This is a genomic window from Lysinibacillus sp. S1 (genome assembly GCF_044986265.1).
In the GTDB taxonomy this organism is placed as follows: domain Bacteria; phylum Bacillota; class Bacilli; order Bacillales_A; family Planococcaceae; genus Lysinibacillus; species Lysinibacillus capsici.
Window position 1 is genome coordinate 3,110,311 of the sequence record NZ_CP173154.1, and the last position, 17,857, is coordinate 3,128,167.

Annotated in this window: 20 protein-coding genes and 1 other annotated feature; of the genes, 16 read left to right on the forward strand and 4 right to left on the reverse strand. The window is 37.4% G+C overall.

The genetic code is table 11. The features are described 5' to 3' along the window. Positions 1-35: 35 nt before the first annotated feature. On the forward strand, positions 36-1,670 hold the full coding sequence (gene metG / locus ACHZEU_RS15495; RefSeq protein ID WP_048394115.1) for a methionine--tRNA ligase: 1,635 nt from the start codon (positions 36-38) through the stop codon (positions 1,668-1,670). Between the two features lie 50 nt (positions 1,671-1,720). On the opposite strand, the gene ACHZEU_RS15500 is transcribed toward metG, so the two are convergent. The 3 genes from ACHZEU_RS15500 to ACHZEU_RS15510 all read right to left on the reverse strand — a co-directional run bounded on the left by ACHZEU_RS15500 (position 1,721) and on the right by ACHZEU_RS15510 (position 5,579). Beyond that, entirely contained in the window at positions 1,721-3,292 is a 1,572-nt protein-coding gene (locus ACHZEU_RS15500) for a 2-isopropylmalate synthase (RefSeq protein WP_036079516.1), read from the reverse strand. A 91-nt stretch (positions 3,293-3,383) separates the two neighbouring features. Next, positions 3,384-3,622: a binding site (T-box leader), on the reverse strand. Between the two features lie 262 nt (positions 3,623-3,884). Continuing rightward, positions 3,885-4,376 carry a methyl-accepting chemotaxis protein gene (locus ACHZEU_RS15505; RefSeq protein ID WP_404804597.1) on the reverse strand — a complete coding sequence of 164 codons (492 nt, stop codon included), beginning with the start codon at positions 4,374-4,376 and terminating at the stop codon, positions 3,885-3,887. Between the two features lie 30 nt (positions 4,377-4,406). Next, on the reverse strand, positions 4,407-5,579 hold the full coding sequence (locus tag ACHZEU_RS15510; protein ID WP_404803543.1) for a methyl-accepting chemotaxis protein: 1,173 nt from the start codon (positions 5,577-5,579) through the stop codon (positions 4,407-4,409). Between the two features lie 311 nt (positions 5,580-5,890). On the opposite strand from ACHZEU_RS15510, the gene ACHZEU_RS15515 reads away from it, so the two are divergent. The 4 genes from ACHZEU_RS15515 (at position 5,891) to ACHZEU_RS15530 (ending at position 9,450) form a co-directional block, all read left to right on the forward strand. Next, complete coding sequence (locus ACHZEU_RS15515; protein WP_259419937.1) at positions 5,891-6,385, forward strand: DUF1648 domain-containing protein; 495 nt, start codon at positions 5,891-5,893, stop codon at positions 6,383-6,385. A 226-nt stretch (positions 6,386-6,611) separates the two neighbouring features. Beyond that, positions 6,612-7,202, forward strand: a complete 591-nt coding sequence (locus tag ACHZEU_RS15520; RefSeq protein WP_048394121.1) for an RNA polymerase sigma factor — start codon at positions 6,612-6,614, stop codon at positions 7,200-7,202. After that, positions 7,174-8,292 carry a DUF4179 domain-containing protein gene (locus tag ACHZEU_RS15525; protein WP_115673140.1) on the forward strand — a complete coding sequence of 373 codons (1,119 nt, stop codon included), beginning with the start codon at positions 7,174-7,176 and terminating at the stop codon, positions 8,290-8,292. The genes ACHZEU_RS15520 and ACHZEU_RS15525 overlap by 29 nt, the downstream gene beginning before the upstream one ends. Positions 8,293-8,469: 177 nt before the next feature. Further along, positions 8,470-9,450 carry a GNAT family N-acetyltransferase gene (locus ACHZEU_RS15530; protein ID WP_404803544.1) on the forward strand — a complete coding sequence of 327 codons (981 nt, stop codon included), beginning with the start codon at positions 8,470-8,472 and terminating at the stop codon, positions 9,448-9,450. A 49-nt stretch (positions 9,451-9,499) separates the two neighbouring features. On the opposite strand, the gene ACHZEU_RS15535 is transcribed toward ACHZEU_RS15530, so the two are convergent. Next, positions 9,500-9,937, reverse strand: a complete 438-nt coding sequence (locus ACHZEU_RS15535) for an Rrf2 family transcriptional regulator (protein WP_048394127.1) — start codon at positions 9,935-9,937, stop codon at positions 9,500-9,502. 190 nt (positions 9,938-10,127) lie between these two features. Here ACHZEU_RS15535 and hmpA point away from each other — a divergent pair, with 190 nt between their 5' ends. From hmpA to ACHZEU_RS15590, 11 genes are all read left to right on the forward strand, one after another. Further along, positions 10,128-11,294: an NO-inducible flavohemoprotein gene (gene hmpA / locus ACHZEU_RS15540; RefSeq protein WP_048394129.1), complete on the forward strand. Its 1,167-nt coding sequence runs from the start codon at positions 10,128-10,130 to the stop codon at positions 11,292-11,294. A gap of 220 nt (positions 11,295-11,514) precedes the next feature. Continuing rightward, positions 11,515-11,775, forward strand: a complete 261-nt coding sequence (locus ACHZEU_RS15545; protein ID WP_048394130.1) for a metal-sensitive transcriptional regulator — start codon at positions 11,515-11,517, stop codon at positions 11,773-11,775. Between the two features lie 41 nt (positions 11,776-11,816). After that, positions 11,817-12,158 carry a rhodanese-like domain-containing protein gene (locus tag ACHZEU_RS15550; RefSeq protein WP_048394132.1) on the forward strand — a complete coding sequence of 114 codons (342 nt, stop codon included), beginning with the start codon at positions 11,817-11,819 and terminating at the stop codon, positions 12,156-12,158. A 12-nt stretch (positions 12,159-12,170) separates the two neighbouring features. Further along, positions 12,171-12,467: a rhodanese-like domain-containing protein gene (locus ACHZEU_RS15555; protein ID WP_048394133.1), complete on the forward strand. Its 297-nt coding sequence runs from the start codon at positions 12,171-12,173 to the stop codon at positions 12,465-12,467. Between the two features lie 66 nt (positions 12,468-12,533). Next, on the forward strand, positions 12,534-13,082 hold the full coding sequence (locus tag ACHZEU_RS15560; protein ID WP_048394135.1) for a sulfurtransferase TusA family protein: 549 nt from the start codon (positions 12,534-12,536) through the stop codon (positions 13,080-13,082). Between the two features lie 17 nt (positions 13,083-13,099). Beyond that, positions 13,100-13,495 carry a DsrE/DsrF/DrsH-like family protein gene (locus ACHZEU_RS15565; protein WP_048394137.1) on the forward strand — a complete coding sequence of 132 codons (396 nt, stop codon included), beginning with the start codon at positions 13,100-13,102 and terminating at the stop codon, positions 13,493-13,495. Between the two features lie 79 nt (positions 13,496-13,574). Beyond that, positions 13,575-14,702, forward strand: a complete 1,128-nt coding sequence (locus ACHZEU_RS15570) for an MBL fold metallo-hydrolase (RefSeq protein WP_048394139.1) — start codon at positions 13,575-13,577, stop codon at positions 14,700-14,702. A 141-nt stretch (positions 14,703-14,843) separates the two neighbouring features. Then, complete coding sequence (locus tag ACHZEU_RS15575; protein ID WP_112118009.1) at positions 14,844-15,074, forward strand: sulfurtransferase TusA family protein; 231 nt, start codon at positions 14,844-14,846, stop codon at positions 15,072-15,074. Positions 15,075-15,154: 80 nt separating this feature from the next. Next, positions 15,155-15,931 carry a sulfite exporter TauE/SafE family protein gene (locus ACHZEU_RS15580; protein WP_404803545.1) on the forward strand — a complete coding sequence of 259 codons (777 nt, stop codon included), beginning with the start codon at positions 15,155-15,157 and terminating at the stop codon, positions 15,929-15,931. Positions 15,932-15,943: 12 nt separating this feature from the next. Next, positions 15,944-16,648, forward strand: coding sequence for a DsbA family protein (locus ACHZEU_RS15585; protein ID WP_048394144.1), 705 nt, complete (start codon positions 15,944-15,946; stop codon positions 16,646-16,648). 234 nt (positions 16,649-16,882) lie between these two features. After that, positions 16,883-17,833, forward strand: a complete 951-nt coding sequence (locus ACHZEU_RS15590) for a c-type cytochrome (RefSeq protein ID WP_404803546.1) — start codon at positions 16,883-16,885, stop codon at positions 17,831-17,833. Positions 17,834-17,857 lie beyond the last annotated feature (24 nt).

Consider the following 17,857-nt stretch of genomic DNA (forward strand, 5'->3'; position numbering starts at 1 on the left):
TTTTACCATTTTTTCTGTGAGGGGAGCAATTTAGAATGACGATTGTTATTGGAGGCGCTTGGCCGTATGCAAATGGCTCTTTGCATTTAGGGCATGTTGCCGCATTATTACCAGGTGATATTTTGGCTAGATATTACCGACAAAAAGGCGAGCAGGTTTTATATGTATCAGGCAGTGATTGTAATGGTACACCCATTTCTATACGGGCCGCACAAGAGAATACAACGACAGAGGCTATAGCTAATCACTATCATGATGAGTTTACAAGATGCTTTCATGATTTAGGATTTACCTATGATTTGTACACAAGAACGGATGCGGAGCACCACCATGAATCCGTTAAGGCCCTTTTCTTACAGCTACTGGCTAATAATTTCTTATACAAAAAGAAAATTGAACAGGCTTACTGTGAGACGGATAATCAATTTCTACCAGATCGATTTGTCGAAGGTCTTTGTCCAAATTGTGGAGCGAAAGCAAGGGGAGATCAATGTGATAACTGCTCAGAAATTTTAGACCCATTGGACTTAATTGATAAGCGCTGCAAAATTTGTGGGAACGAACCTGTTATTCGGGAAACTGAGCACTTTTATTTTACCTTTAGTCAATTTCAAGGAAGGTTGGAGTCTTATTTAGCACAAGCAAAAGTCGAGAAACGTTGGCGTGACAATGCTTTAGGGTTAACGGAGCGATACTTGGCAGAGGGAGTTCCCGACCGAGCAGTAACAAGAGATTTACCGAATGGCATAGATGTTCCAGTGCCAGGTTTTGAAGGGAAAAAAATATATGTATGGATTGAAGCTGTAGCAGGGTACTTAACAGCAAGCTTAGAATGGGCAAAAGAACATCAAATAGCTATTGAAGATTTATGGAATGAAGAGACCATTTCATACTATGTACATGGGAAGGATAATATTCCATTCCATACAGTTATTTGGCCAGCCATTTTAATGGGAATTGGATCCAAGGCATTACCTACCCATATAGTATCTAATGAGTATTTAACATTAGAAAAACGCAAATTATCTACTAGTCAGAATTGGGCTGTATGGGTTCCTTATATTTTAAGCCGTTATGATGCGGACTCTATTCGTTACTTCTTAACGATGAATGCGCCAGAAAATCGGGATACTGATTTTTCATGGCGGGAATTTATTTATAGCCATAATGGCGAACTACTCGGAGCCTATGGCAATTTTGTAAACCGTACATTGAAGTTTATTGAGAAATCATTTGCTTGTCAGGTGCCACAAGCGGAGGTGGATAGCGACATTCGAAAACAAACCGTACAATTGTTTAATGAAGCGGGTGTTCTTATCGAAGGTGGTCATTTCAAACAGGCGTTAGAATCGATTTTTGAGTATATTCGCGGTGCTAATCGTTATTTTGATGAACAACAGCCATGGCTACAGGTAAAAGAAAACGTAGAGGCAGGTAATCGTACATTAGCAACTTGCGTCTATATCATTGCGAATTTAGGACAGCTGCTGCATCCTTTCTTACCGTTTTCAGCAAAGAAAGTAAGAAATATGTTAGGTATAAATGAAATGATGTGGCATGAGCAAGTAGATCTCCCTAAAGTCATTCGAGAGGTGACACCATTATTTGAACGTCTTGATATCGAACGAATCGATGAGGAATATCAAAAACTAGTTAGGGATAGTCACTAGGATTGAAAAAGCAGTATGGCACAAGTGCCATACTGCTTTGCTATTTTCATTTAATTCATAACAGGTGTTAATTTTGTCACTACAATGCTATTGATCGCATTAATATAGGCTAATGCACTTGCCTTAAGAATATCTGTATCTGCTGCTTTTGCAATATACTTTTCGCCTTCATGCTCAATCGTAATTTTTACTTTACCTAAAGCCTCTTTGCCTCGTGAAACACTATTGATATTATATTCCACTAGTTTTACATCCATATTTGTAATTTCTGCAATGGCTGAATAGAGGGCATCAATTGGACCAGAGCCTACTGCACTAGCTTTAAATACTTCGCCGCCTTTTCGAACCTTAACACTTGCTGAAGGGAAGCTTGTATTGCTGACGACTTGTAGATCATCAAAATCAAAGAATTGCTCACTATAATGTGTAGCATTTTTATTATTGGCATCATGTTTTTCATAATAGCTTTCAACAATAACATATAAATCGTGATCATATACTTCTTTCTTCGCATCGGCTAGCTTTAAGAATCCTTCGAAAATACCTTCAAATTCCTCTGTTGAAAGATTAGTAAATCCTAATTTTTCAAGAGCATTTTTCACTGCATGGCGACCAGAGCGAGCTGTTAGTACTAGCTCCATATCATCAAGACCTACATCCTCAGGATGGACGATTTCATAAGCATCACGCGATTTTAACAAACCATCTTGGTGAATACCAGAAGAATGGGCAAATGCATTATCTCCTGTAATGGCTTTATTGACCTGTACATCTAAGCCCATAAAGCTAGAAACAAGACGTGAAGTATTCATAATTTCTTTTGTATTAATACGGGTTTCTGCATTGTAGACGGAGCTACGAGTTTTAAGTGCCATGACAACTTCTTCTAATGCAGCATTACCTGCGCGTTCACCGATACCATTGATTGTACACTCTACCTTATCTGCACCATTTTTAATTGCAGCTAGCGTATTAGCCGTTGCCATGCCAAGATCATTGTGACAATGAACGCTTAAAAGAACGCTATCATCTAAGTTTTTCATACGGTCATTTAATTTAAAAATCATTTCTCCAAATTCCTCTGGCTCTGCAAAGCCAACCGTATCAGGAACGTTAATCATCGTTGCGCCAGCTCTCATAACAGCTTCAATTGTTTTCCAAAGATATTCAAAGTCAGAACGAGAGGCATCCTCTGTGGAATATTGAACTTGCGGCAATAATGTTTTAGCGTATTTCACAGCATCCACGCCTATTTGTAAAATTTGATCTTTTGACTTGCTGAATTTTTTCTCCACATGAATATCAGAGGTTCCTAGTACCATGTGAATCATCGGGTTTTGAGCATACTTCACAGCATTATAGACAGCATCAATGTCAGCCTTTACAGCACGTGCTAATGCTGTAATCATAATGTCGTTTGTATTGCCAACCTTTTCAGCTACAGCTTTGACGGCATCAAAATCACCTTGAGAGGAAGCGGGGAATCCAGCCTCAATAATATCGACACCTAATTTTTTCAGCTGCTGAGCGATCTCTACTTTTTCATAAAGATTTAGCTTTGCTCCAGGCACCTGTTCGCCATCACGTAAAGTTGTATCAAACACCCAAATTTTTCTTCCCATTTTCAAACACTCCTTTTTAGTGATTAGTATCTAAAATCTACACTTAGGCCAATAAGTCATTAAAAAAATAAAAAACCCGTCTCTATTTAAAAATAGAGACGAGTTTATGCTCGCGGTACCACTCTAATTGACCTTCTCTTTATAGAAAAAGTCCCCTTATCGAYAGCTATCACTGTCTATCCTGTTAACGGGGGAAACCGACATCCCTTACTAAAAAGTTCAGGGAGTAGCTCATGGACGAGTTCAAAATGTGTGCCTACCGATTTACACCAACCATCGGCTCTCTACAAGTACACAAACACTTTTACTATTTCCAATCTTGGCCTGCAATGTGTTGTTGAAAGCAATATTACTTGGATATTAACTGCCTGTCAATAATATTCTAAAAATTTATTTAATTCTGTCTTAAGTAATGTCTATTTTATTAAAAATTTGATATTTGGTGAAGTGTAAAATAAAGTAGTGAAGAATGTATTTACTGGGAGAAAATGGTGAGTAGGGTTAGCATACGATAGGTAGAATGATCATGATATTTTTCTTCGTATGAAGAAACTGCTCGTTTTCTTTAAACCTAAAGAAAACGAGCAGTTTTTTATTCTACCTTAAAACGAGAGACTTGCGTGTGAAGTTCTTCTGCCATATTTGAAAGTGTTGCTGCTGAAGCAGCTACTTCTTCGATAGTAGCTAATTGTTCCTCGGAAGCAGAAGCAACATTTTGTAAATTAGATGAGGACATCTGTGCAATAGTTGCAATTTCATCAAAGGAAGCATAGATTTGCTCTGCACTAGAGGACATCTCCTCTGACACTGTCGTTGCTTCTTGGATTTGCATGGATACTTGCTCAATCAGCTCAACAATCTTAGAGAAACCTTCTTCTGCTACCTTCACTACTTGCATACCAATTTGAACCTCTTGAGTTCCCGTATCCATCACCGTTACAGCACGGTTTGTATCCTGCTGTATTTCAGAAATCAAGGTAGCGATTTGCTCAGCGGATTTTTTTGATTGCTCTGCTAGCTTTTTCACTTCATCTGCTACGACTGCAAAGCCGCGTCCATGATCGCCTGCACGAGCCGCTTCAATTGCAGCATTAAGTGCTAATAAGTTTGTTTGTTATGCAATATCAGTAATAATGCCAATGATATTGCCAATTTCAATGGAATGCCCGTCTAGATTTTTAACAACACTTGCTGACTCTAAAACAGCCGTGTTGATTGTTGTCATCTGAGAGATAACACGATGTAAAGAATCATTCCCTTTCTTAGCCTCTGAATTTGTTTCGATTGCCAGTTCAGAAACAGCCGCAGTAGTAGAAGCTAATTGTTGTATACCTTTTGTCATGTTTTTCATTGCTTCTGAGCTTTCAGTTGCGTTTTTCCCTTGAGCCTCTGAGCCACTAGCAACCTCTTGAATAGAAGAAGTGATTTGTTCTGTAGCCTGTATAGTTTGCTCTGCACTAGCTGTTAACTCAGCAGCAGAGCCACTTACTTGTACAGTGTTTTGGCGCACTTTCGTAATTAAATCCTTTAAATTTGTAGCCATTTGATTAAACGCAAGCGCTAGATCACCTACTTCATCACGATTCTTTATACGAATTTGTTCAGCTGTTAAGTCACCCTCAGCTATTTTTTTCGCAGCTTTAGCCATACCGTTAATTGGACGAGACATTAGACTACCAACAACCATAGCAATTATCAGACTTATGACAACAGCAAAGACTCCAAGAAGCATCATTTGGAGCTTGATGTCTTGAATTTGATTGGATGTAGCAGCCATTTTACCTTCTACATATTCATTTTGATAATTAGAAAGGTTTTCAACACGTTCATCGAATTGTTTAATAATTAAGCGTCCTTGAGTACTATCCAATTTTTCGTACTTCTCTGTTTCTCCAGCAGCTTTTAACTCAAACATACGATCTGCAAATTCTTGCACATTTTGCTCACTTTTATTAATAGCTTCAAGCATCTTAATTGATTTTTCTGAATCTAAAGTAGCCATTAATTCTTCAGATTTTTGTTTGAATTCCTCGCGTGAGGCTTGATTACTTTGAAAGTTTTGTTTGTCTCCAAGTAGTAAGTAGCCTCGCATGCTGACAATTTCCTGTTTTGCAATCACCCGTAATTCCTGAATACTTATAGATTTAGTAGTTTGTTCCTCCAATAATGTACGATAGGTCTTATTTACAGAATCAAGCTGTTTTATATTTAAGCCGATTGTTGTAACGAGTACCAAAATAACTATAAAAAAACCGAGTAATAATTTCTTGTAGATAGTAAATCGCATAGTTGAAATATCCTTTCTCAGTAATTAGTAGAAATGTTACAAAATAATGAAATATGTATATATGTCTCTTAAATCACCTCATATGACCTTTACAACGTATTATGAGTATTTCTACAGTAATTAGTAGTTTGAAAATGGGTATAAATTATATATGAAGTAATAAAAAAAGTAGATTTTATCGCTATAATGCTACTACTAATAGGGATAATTAATGGTGCATGTTGAATATTAAGTCAATTTTCATAAATTTTGAAACTTTAATAGTAGTCATAACGTAGATGTAGTAAAGGAAAAGAACAGGGGTGGAGAAAATGTATAGGCCAATTTTAAAGTTACCTAAAACAAGATCAGAAAAGATATGGGACTATATTGGTGGTAGTATATTTATTTTATCCATCTTTTATATTATATTGGCATGGGGCAAGTTGCCTGATGAAATACCTGGTCATTTTAATGGATTAGGTGAGGTGGATCGATGGGGATCAAAAATAGAATTATTCATTCTTCCGTTCATCGGTTTATTTTTATGGATTGTTATGTGGCTGCTAGAAAAAGCACCTCATATGCATAATTATCCGTCACGTTTGGATGAAAGTAATGTAAAAGCATTTTATTTGAATAGCAGAAAAATACTAAATCAAGTAAAAAATATCTGTCTCATTTTATTTGCTTTTATATCGATTCAGATGGTTCGTATTGGTCTTGGTGAGGTAAATTCATTAGGATGGTGGTTCCTACCCATTGTATTGATAGGAGTATTTATCCCAATTATTAAAGGGTTTATAACAAGCTCCAAAATAAAATAGTGAGACTCAAACGCTTAGGTTACCCTTAAGCGTTTTATTTTTGTGAAAAAATTTTTATAGTGTGTCACAAATGGCTGTTGATTTCAGTTATATAGGCGAAGAAGGGAAGATATAAAAGATTTCTCCAAGTAACTCGATGACATTCAATAATATTTTTAAGATTTTTTATCTAGTGTCACAAACTTCTAATAATTTCAGTTATATAGATTGGAGAGGGGGGACAACATTGACTACACGAGAACCATCAAAAGAGCGAGCTGATATAGATATTCAATCAATCGTGGAGCAAGTTCAATCAGGGGATACGCATGACTATGCAGAAATCATTCGTTGTTTTCAAAAGCAAATTTATATTTATTGTTACTATATGCTAGGAACCAAAGAGGAGGCGGAGGATGCTTCGCAAGATATTTTTATTAAAGGACTAGAGAATATTCATAAATTTTCTTATACGGTTTCCTTATCGGCGTGGCTTTATAAAATCGCTCACCACCATTGTATTGATGTCATAAAAGCAAAAAATAGGGGCTATAAATTTTGGCTAAGTGTGAAGCGAGAACAGGTGAAACAGACGCAAGCACCGATACCTGAATATGATGAGATGGTGCATAGGCTATTGGAAAACTTACATGTAGATGAAAAAAGGATTTTACTGCTTCGTTCTATTGAAGAATATAGCTTTGAAGAAATTTCTGAAATTATGGATATGAAACCAGCTACAATAAGAAAAAAATATGAACGATTACGCAAAAAATTAATAAAGGAAAATAAGTTAGGAGGTGGATTTTATGAGCATTCATTCAAAGCAGAAGGATAAAGAAATGGCACGAATAGAGCTGCTAATTCGAGAAACACCTGTAGAAATTGATTTGGTTGATCGTGTAATTAGTAAATATGAACGTAACGAGCAGCCACAAGTAGTAAAGCACCAGAAGAAATGGCACTATAAAGTTGCTTTTGCAACAGCCATGCTAGTTAGCTTACTATTTATTACATCATTTATTTCACCAACAATGGCTGCAACGCTTAAACAAGTGCCTGTACTATCCTCAATTTTCCGTCTCGCTGGTGATTTGGGGTTGCAGATGGCTGATGAAAAAGGACTTTCTACAAAACCACAGGTAAGTGTGACACAGGAGGGGTTTACATTAAGTGTATCGGAAGTAGCGTATGACGGTACACGTGTTTCAATTGCTATTGAACGCCCCTATAAAGAAGATCAGAAAGAAGCTTTAATGGATTGTATCAGTAATTATAATTTGTTTATAAATGATGAGCCTATTAATTCTTTTGCTCCGAGTGAGTCCAATTCTATTAGTGGTTTTATGTACCCTGGTAAAGATAATGCTTCTGTCATTATTGAATTTTCAGATCTGAGAAATCAGGGAGGGAAGCCTTTCCCAGAGCAATTTGATTTAACCATTCAAGCTTTTGTCAAAGGTATAGAAAACCCCATTGAAATTGATATTCCTGTGAAAAATAAAGTGAAAGACTATGTAGCTTTAGCACCAAATATAAGTCGACAATATGACAATATTCATTTGACTCTTGAAAAGGTCAAGCTAACACCAGTTACAACAAGTATCACAACACGGATGGTTTTAACTGATAATTCAACGTTCACTGATAATTTAACACTACTAACAATGGGGATAGTTATTATTGATGAGCATGGTCGTGAAATTGAATTAATTGGAGGAAACGGTTGGAACGCTACCAATGGAAACATTCATCTTGATGATCTTCGGTACACTCCTTTTGAATCTGTTCCAAAAACAATAACCTTAAAACCCTATATCCATCTTTTCAAGGAAAACGAAAAAGGTATGTTTCAATTGGATAAAAACGGTTATCCGAAAATTCAATATATACCTGAACTAGAGATCACTATACCAGTTCAACCATAAAAATAATTGAGAAAGTGTAGTAAAAGCTCACTTTCTCAATTTTTATTTTTCTATATTTATATAAAGTAGATGGATATTCAGTTATACTAGCAAAACAAGGCTTTTGAATAATCTATAGTATATGGAGTATATATAAAGAATAAGTTTTCAATCCTAAGAAATAAAGGGGAATAGAAGATGGCAGTAACGTTAGTAAGGCATGATGTGAAGTATGCTGAGGCTATGCATGCGTTGTCTTCTATGCCACAGGTTCGAGATGCCCTAGGCTTACCTGCTGGCAAGGTAGAAGACACAATTCATTTTATTAAGCGTGAACGTATAGATGAAGAAGAAGGTAAGACCGTCCCTCGTGTGATTTTAGATGAGGAGGGGCAAGTCATTGGTGTGACATCATTAATGTTTATCGATCGTCATAAAAAGAGCTGTCATATCGGCTCTTGGCTTGGCTATCAATTTTGGGGGAAGGGCTATAATCTTGAAGCAAAAACGGCTATTTTAGATATTGCGTTTTTTGAGCTGGGATTATCACGTGTTTTTGCAGGAGCCCGAAAGGTTAATATCCGTTCACAAAAAGCACAAGAAAAGCTACCTTTTGTTCGATTAGGGGTGGAAAAAGATTATCCTGAGGAGCATTCGTGGTTAGAAGTGAAGGAAAAGCAACCATGTGTGTTAAATGTTTTTGAACGAGAAGATTATGTCCGTTATCGAACATCCCTAGAAAAGGTAGAAGGAAACCGAGAAGCCTTTTTACCTCAGCTTTTATTAGCTGATGAGAGTGAAGTGGCAGTTCGGAAATATTTAGATAAGGGTACATTATATAAAATTAATTGTGGGGAACTGTTGGTGGGAGTGGCATTAGTCATTCCTCAAACTAATACTACAATTGAATTGAAGAATATTGCTATTGTAMMMRRGTATCAAGGGAAGGGAATAGGCAAAGAGATATTGCGACAGCTCACTGAAGAATGTCAAAAGGATGGTTATCAAACGGTATTAGTTGGAACGGCGAACTCAAGTATTGATAATATCGCTTTTTATCAAAAAGCAGGCTTTCGCATGGAGGCTATTGAAAAGGACTTCTTCAGTCATTACCCAGAACCAATTTATGAAAATGGTATTCGTGCATTGGATATGATTTTCTTTTCAAAGCAATTATAAGCAAACTTCTAAAAAAAATACCCGTTCAACAAATGTTGAGCGGGTATTTTTATTTACCGAGCAGTAGAGCCATTAATTTTTCCTTAGAATGAAGGAAATCGTCCAAGGTGTATTGATCTAATACTTTCAAATAGGCTTGCAAAGCTTCATACAGTACACCCTTTAATTGACATTCTGGAGCTATTTTACATAGGTTATTTTCTTTATCGAAACATTCTACAAGATGAAAATCCTCTTCTGTATGACGAACAATTTCACCGATGGTAATGGTTTTTGGATCGATAGCAAGGCGAATTCCACCGCCACGTCCACGGATTGTTTCAATGTAACCTAATAACCCGAGTTGGTGTGTCACCTTCATTAAATGGTTTTTCGATATATTATAAGCATCTGAGATCTCTTGAATAGTCGATAATTGACCATCTTCCTTTGCGCCTAAATAAATAAGTGTGCGCAAAGAGTAGTCTGTGTATAAAGTTAAGCGCATCTAAACACCCTACTTTCTATAATTCAAAATAATTATAGCATTTTTACATTGAAGTATAATATCTACAACCTATTTTTAAAGATGTATTTAAAATACATTAATTATGTCTATTTTGTTAAAGATGTATTTTATATATTGCTTTAAGAGAATGAAAGCGTTATATTGTAATCACGAAAGGATGGTAAGCGATATGTTAAAACAAGAAACAATTCAAATTATTAAAGCAACAGTACCTGTATTAGAAGTTCATGGTGTTGAAATCACAAAGACGTTTTACAAAAATATGTTTCAAGCTCATCCAGAATTACTAAATATTTTTAATCACACGAACCAAGAACAAGGCCGTCAGCAAACAGCATTAGCAAATACTGTTTACGCTGCAGCAGTTCATATTGAAAACTTAGAAGCAATTTTACCAGCAGTAATGCTTATTGCACATAAACACCGTAGTTTAGGAATTTTACCTGAACATTACCCAATTGTGGGTGAAAACTTATTAAAAGCGATTAAAGAAGTACTTGGTGATGCAGCAACTGATGACATTATTGGTGCATGGGCCGAGGCTTATGGCGTTATCGCAGATATTTTCATTCAAGTAGAAGAAGAGTTATACCAAAAAACTGAGAACAATGGTGGTTGGCGTCTATTTAAACCATTAAAAGTGGCAAAAAAAGTTGTAGAAAGTGACTTAGTAACTTCTATTTATTTTGTAAATGAAGATGGATCACCACTACCAACTTATGAACCAGGTCAATACATCTCTATTCGAGTGAAAGTGCCAGGAGAAGAGTATTTAATGAACCGTCAATATACACTTTCACAAGCGAGTGCAGAAGATGGCTATCGTATTTCGGTGAAACGTGAAAGTGATCATACGCCAAATGGTAAAGTGTCAAATTATATTCATGATCAATTACAAGTTGGAGATTTGGTAGATGTAAGTGCTCCAGCCGGATTATTTGTGTTAGAAGAAACGGCTGCACCAATTACATTTGTAAGTGGCGGTATCGGTGTAACACCTTTAAACAGTATGCTGCAATCTCTAAATCATAATGCAGTGAATGAAGTGAACTTTATCCAATGTGCTCGTAATGAGAAGGTTGTAGCGTTCAGTGATGACATTCAAAAGAAAGTAAACGTCTTACCGAATGCATCCTATACAGCTTTATACTCTGATGAAGACAAGCTTATTACAAAAGAATTGCTGGCTGAAAAAGTAGCTGATAATGCAGATGTATATATATGTGGCCCTGTAGGCTTTATGGAAGCGGTTATTAAAAATTTACAGGAAATTGGCGTGAAAGATGAAAAAATTCACTATGAATTCTTTGGGCCAGCCATGCAATTAGCTAAATAAAAATAAACTCCCTGCTATGAGAAATAACTCGTAGCAGGGTTTTTTGTTGAAATAATAAGGAAGCAGATAGATGAGGTTAAAGCGATAGGGAGAACATTGTAACTCGCAATTGCAGCATTTTAAAAAAGATAGAAGCTTTATGTTGACAACATACCTATAGGGGTATAATATAAATCTCGTAAGGAAGTTCAATCTATCGTTTGAAAGGGGGCATAACAGAATGGCGTATGGCTCAAACACTGCAAATCGTGTGAAACGTATGGAAGGTCAAATGCGGGGTATTTTACGCATGATGGAAGAAGGTCAAAGTTGTAAAGATGTGATTACACAGCTATCTGCCGTGCGTTCTGCTGTTGACCGGACGATTGGTGTCATTGTAAGTGAAAATTTATTAGATTGTGTATCGACTGCTGAAGGCAATGCTGAAAAAATGAATGCTGCTATCCAAGAGGCGATGGACTTGGTCGTGAAAAGTCGATAACTTGATATACCCATAATCGTATAAAAAGGAGGACTGGTCATATGGAAATATGGATTATTATCGCGCTTGTGGCAGCCTTTTTCGTTTGGCGAATGAAGCCAGCGAAGGGCATTCAATCAATTTCTACAGCCCAATTAAAAGATATGCTGAATGATAAGGATAAGATATTTATCGATGTACGCACGCCTGCTGAGTATAAAGGTCGGCATATCTCGCAATTTAAAAATGTTCCGCTTGGGTCGAGCTTTAAAAACCTTCCGAAGGATAAAGAGATCATAGTTATTTGTCAGAGTGGTATGCGAAGTAGTCAGGCTTGTAAGCAACTTAAAAAGCAAGGTTTTGAGCGTGTTTCTAATGTTCGGGGTGGAATGAGTGCATACTAGGAGGAGAAAAAAGTGAAAGAAATTACAGCAAAAGAAGTTCAACAAACTATGGAGCAAGGAGGGAAGCTGAATCTTATTGATGTGCGAGAGGTAGATGAAGTAGAGGCTGGCCACATCCCGGGCATTATTCATATCCCGCTAGGTTTATTAGAGTTTCGACTACCTGAATTAAATAAGAGGGAGTCGTATATTATGGTTTGTCGATCAGGTGGACGAAGTGCTCGGGCTACTCAACTATTAGAAAGTAATGGCTTTAATGTAACTAACATGATTGGTGGTATGTTAGCTTGGGAGGGAAAAGTACAGTAATAGGTTAAATCTATATTTTTTTGATTAAAATAATACCCTTATAGGTATGTGGAGGTTATGAAAAGTATGAAGGCGGATTTTCAGCTAGATGCCAAGGGTCTTTCTTGCCCGATGCCGATTGTGAAAACAAAAAAAGCGATGGCTGATTTAGTAGATGGTCAAATTTTAGAAGTAGCTGCGACTGACAAAGGATCTAAAGCTGATATTGCGGCATGGGCTGAAACTGTAGGTCATCAGTATATTGGTACTTTAGAAGATGATGGTGTACTGAAACACTATATTCGTAAATGTACAAACGACCAAATAGAAGAAATGACGTTTGATCAAACAATTGATTTAGAGCAAATCACAAGTCGTAAAGGATTAATTCTAGATGTACGTGAGGAAGCGGAATTCGCTTTTGGGCATATTGCGGGAGCAAAATCGATACCAATGGGCGAACTGGAGACACGACTTTCTGAGCTTGATAAAGAGCAGGAGATATATGTTATTTGTCGTACTGGAAAACGCAGTGACATGGCTGCGCAAAAGCTGGCTTCACATGGTTTTACGAAAGTATTTAACGTCTTACCAGGTATGACATCCTGGTCAGGCGATTTAACAAAAAACATTTAAATTGGAGGAATTTTATTATGTCGAACAAAGTAGCAATCATTGCAAGTAACGGTGGTTTATTTGATGCGTATAAGGTATTTAATATCGCAACAGCTGCGGCAGCTTCTGAGAAAGAGGTAGCTATCTTCTTTACATTTGAAGGTTTGAATTTAATTCATAAGCAAGGTATGCATGCATTACCAATGCCAGCTGGAGCAGAACACTATGCTGAAGGGTTTACAAAAGCAAATGTGCCAGCTATTCCTCAACTAGTGGAAATGGCACAAGAATTAGGTGTGAAATTTATTGCTTGTCAGATGACGATGGATGTTATGGGTTTAACTACTGAAGATTTCATTGAGGGTATTGAGGTGGGAGGAGCCGTAACGTTCCTAGAATTCGCGAAAGACGCAGCACCGTCACTTACATTCTAGTGACCTACCTATAAAAGCGGAGAGGGCACCCCTCTCCGCTATAAAAAACATAAAAACAATACCGATGGGGGTAAAAGAGATGTCAATTCAAAAATGGAGCGCGTCACAAGTAGCTAAAAAGGTTATTCACAATGAAGAGTTGTTTATTTTAGATGTTCGTAATGCGGATGCATTCGAAGATTGGAAAATCGATGGACATCGTTTTGAGTACTTAAATATACCGTATTTTGAACTGTTAGATGGTATTGATAATATTTTACCGAATATCCCAACTGATAAAGATGTATTAGTCGTTTGTGCTAAAGAAGGATCGTCTTTAATGGTTGCTGAAATGTTAGCTGAGGCAGGTATTGAGGTTGCCTATTTAGCTGGAGGTATGAAATCCTGGAGTGAATATTTAGAGCCAATTAAAGTAGGTGATTTAACAGGCGGTGGTGAGCTTTATCAGTTTGTTCGCTTAGGAAAGGGCTGTCTGTCTTATATGGTCCTTTCTGAAGGTGAAGCAGCTATTATTGATGCTGTACGTTTTACAGATGTGTTTATAAATTTTGCAGAACATAAAAATGTCCAAATTAAACATGTTTTTGATACACACTTACATGCTGATCACATTTCAGGTGGGCGCCATATTGCAGAGATGACAGGCGCAACCTATTATTTGCCACCTAAGGACGCTGAGGAAGTTGTGTTCCACTATACACCGTTAGTTGATGGAACGACTGTTCAAATCGGTGCATCAAAAATAGATGTAGGAGCTATCTATTCTCCTGGTCATACGATAGGCTCTACTTCATTTGTTGTTGACAGCAAATATTTATTAACAGGAGATATTTTATTTATCGATTCAATCGGACGTCCTGATTTAGCTGGCCTTGCTGATGACTGGGTTGGAGATTTACGAGACACGCTTTACAAGCGTTATCGAGAATTGTCTGATGAACTTATTGTCTTACCAGCACATTTTATGATTATTGATGAGCTGAATGAAGATGGGACAGTTGCTAGACGACTAGGGGATTTATTTGTACAAAACCATGGATTAAATATTCAAGATGAAGAAGAATTTAGACGTGTGGTAACAGATGAATTACCTCCACAACCAAATGCTTATCAGGAAATTCGTCAGGTGAATATGGGGAAAATCACACCTGCGTTAGATGAGCAAACAGAAATGGAAATTGGACCAAATCGCTGTGCAGTACGATAAAACATGCTAAAGTGCAATGAGTATGCATGTATGCTTATTATATGTAAATTTCTTGAATTGAAGGCGCTCATCCTTCATGAAGATATAAAACAAGAAGAACCGGCAAAATCGCTTACAACCTTTGCCGAGTTGAAGGAGAATATGATGAAATCAAGTTTACAACTAGATGCAAAAGGCCTTTCTTGTCCAATGCCTATTGTGAAGACAAAAAAAGCAATAGATACCCTAAAGTCTGGGGAAGTTTTAGAAGTTCAGGTGACAGATAAAGGAGCTTTAGCGGATATTCCTGCTTGGGCAAAAGCAGGAGGTCATATCATTTTAGATCAATCTGAAGAGGCTGGCGTTATTACATTTTTCATTCAGAAAGCATAGGGCTGATTGAGGGTTGTCTATTACAGTAGAACAACCCTTCTTTCCTTTTGTTGAATACAGCCAGAAAGAAGGAAAACTAAATGGATATTGCATGGATCTTAACCATTTTACTTATTGGTTTTCTCGGTTCATTTGTATCAGGGATGTTAGGTATTGGCGGTGCCATCATTAATTTCCCGATGCTACTATATATATCTCTTATACTAGGATTTGCGGCCTTTTCTGCACATGAGGTGTCAGGGATAAGTGCGATTCAGGTACTTTTTGCTGCTCTTTCAGGKGTTTGGGTCTWTCGTAATGGCGTGGAATTAAATAAATGCGTGTTTATCTTGATGGGGATTGCCATATTAGCGGGAAGCTTTGTGGGTAGCTTCGGTTCAAAATTTTTATCTGAGTCTGGTATTAACATGGTCTATGGAATCCTTGCATTGATTGCATCTGTGATGATGTTCATACCGAAAAAGCAAGTTGATGATAAACCGATGCAGGCTGTTACATTTAATAAACCATTGGCGGTCCTATTAGCTTTCGTTGTTGGTATCGGTTCCGGAATTGTAGGAGCAGCTGGTGGATTTTTATTAGTACCAATCATGCTTGTGGTCTTAGGAATCCCTACTCGTATGACCATTGCGTCAAGCCTTGCTATTACGTTTATCTCCTCAGTAGGAGGAACTATTGGTAAATTAATGACTGGGCAAGTGGAATATTATCCAGCGCTCATCTTGATTGTAGCTAGTCTAATAGCTGCTCCTCTGGGTGCGAGAATAGGGGGCAAGTTAAATACTAAATTCCTACAAATTATTTTAGCGGTTCTTATATTAGCAACAGCTATTAAAATTTGGATGGATATATTATAAGGGGGTATGGTAATGAAAATTGAAGTTTTCTCTGATTTTACATGTCCATTTTGTTATATTGGCAAACGAGAACTGGAACGGGCGATTGACATCGCAGGCTATACAGGATTAGTGGAAATAGAATATAAAGCATTTCAAATAGGCCCAGATATCCCGGAAGTGAATGCCCCCTCTTTTTATGAGGCGCTGGCTAAAAAGTATGATGTCACGCTAGATGAAGTGAAAGATATGGTCGAGGGTATAGCTACGAGAGCAACGGAAGTTGGTTTGCATTATGATTTTGCTAAGATGAAAACAGCGCATACAGAAAAGGCTCATCGTTTAGCTAAATGGACGCAGCAATTTGGTAAAGCGACAGCTTATACGGAAGCACTAATGGCTGGTTATTTTAAAGATGGTGAAGATTTGAACAAAGATGAGTTTTTATTAAAAGTTATTGCGCAATTAGATTTGGATAGAGAAGTTGCAGCGGGAATATTAGCTTCAACTGATTTTAGTGAAGAGCTAGACAAGGATCGCTATGAAGCACAGCAACTTGGCGTACAAAGTGTACCGTTCTTTGTATTTGAAAATCGTTATGGTATTAAAGGGGCTGAGCCGAATGAAGTGTTTGTGCGAACTTTGCATCAAGCTGCGGAAATAGCTGGGATTCAGCCAACGATAATGATAAATGGTAATGGAGAATCGGCATGTGCTGATGGACAGTGTAAACTATAAAAGACTTTAAAGGTGTCGAGTGCGTAAGTGTACTTGACGCTTTTTTTTCGAACAAATGAATACTGCAAGAGGTATTAAGTCTTGTTTTCTGTGTTATACAACAAAATAAAATGTATAATTTATCCTTTTTTATCATCTGAATGGTTCTATTTTATGGTAGTGTGAGAAAAATCACATCCAATAAATTGTTATGTTGCTAAAATATAAGTGAGAATACAAAGGGGGGTATTATAGATGAAACCTATAGTAGCAGGAGTAGCAGGAACAGTACTGTTAGCAGGCGCCATTTTTGTTGGGACGTTTGTCAGTGACAAAATTACAGTTGATTCGAATGTGAGTGAGAAAGAAGCGACAGTGCAAACACAAATACCAACAACAGCAGCTGCTCAGTCAGTGGTCTATGCTCCGCCAAGTATTGAAGAAGTACCAGATGGTCCAATGAAAGAAGCAATATTAACGGGCTATGAACTTGTTAATAACACACATGTTGCGGCAGATGAATATGTGGGCAACCAATTATCTTGCACAAGCTGTCATGCCGGTGCTGGCTATGACGAGCAAGCCTCATCATTAGTAGGTGTAATGGCAAATTATCCACAGTATATTGGACGCTCAGGTGGTGTAGTTACAATAGAAGAACGGATTAATGGCTGTATGGTTCGGAGTATGAATGGTAAAAAATTCGAAATGAATAGTGATGAACTAGAGGCTATGGTGGCGTATTTCGCTTATATTTCTGAAGGTGTTCCAATTGGAGCAAAACGTGAATGGGCGGGCACAAGTGATATGAAGAATGTGCCGATTCCAAATGTTGCAGATGGTGAGGAGCTTTATGCGCAGTCCTGTATAGCCTGTCATGCAGCTGATGGCGCAGGAACTGGTGCTAATACTGGCCCAGCTTTATGGGGAGATAATTCATTTAATGATGGCGCAGGTATGGCACGTATGTCAAAAATGGCTGGCTATATTCAAAATGATATGCCGATAGGTGCAGCGGGTACATTAACAGATCAAGAAGCTGCAGATTTAGCTGCCTTTATTTTATCGCAAGATCGTCCAGAGTGTGCGAACCATGAAAAAGATTGGCCAAAAGGCGGGCGTCCAAATGACATCATGAATAAGGAAAAACGTGAACAAGTTAAAAATGGTACGATTGACTGGGAAAAAGTTTTGTCTACAAATTAACGAAGAAAAGGGCTGCTGATAATT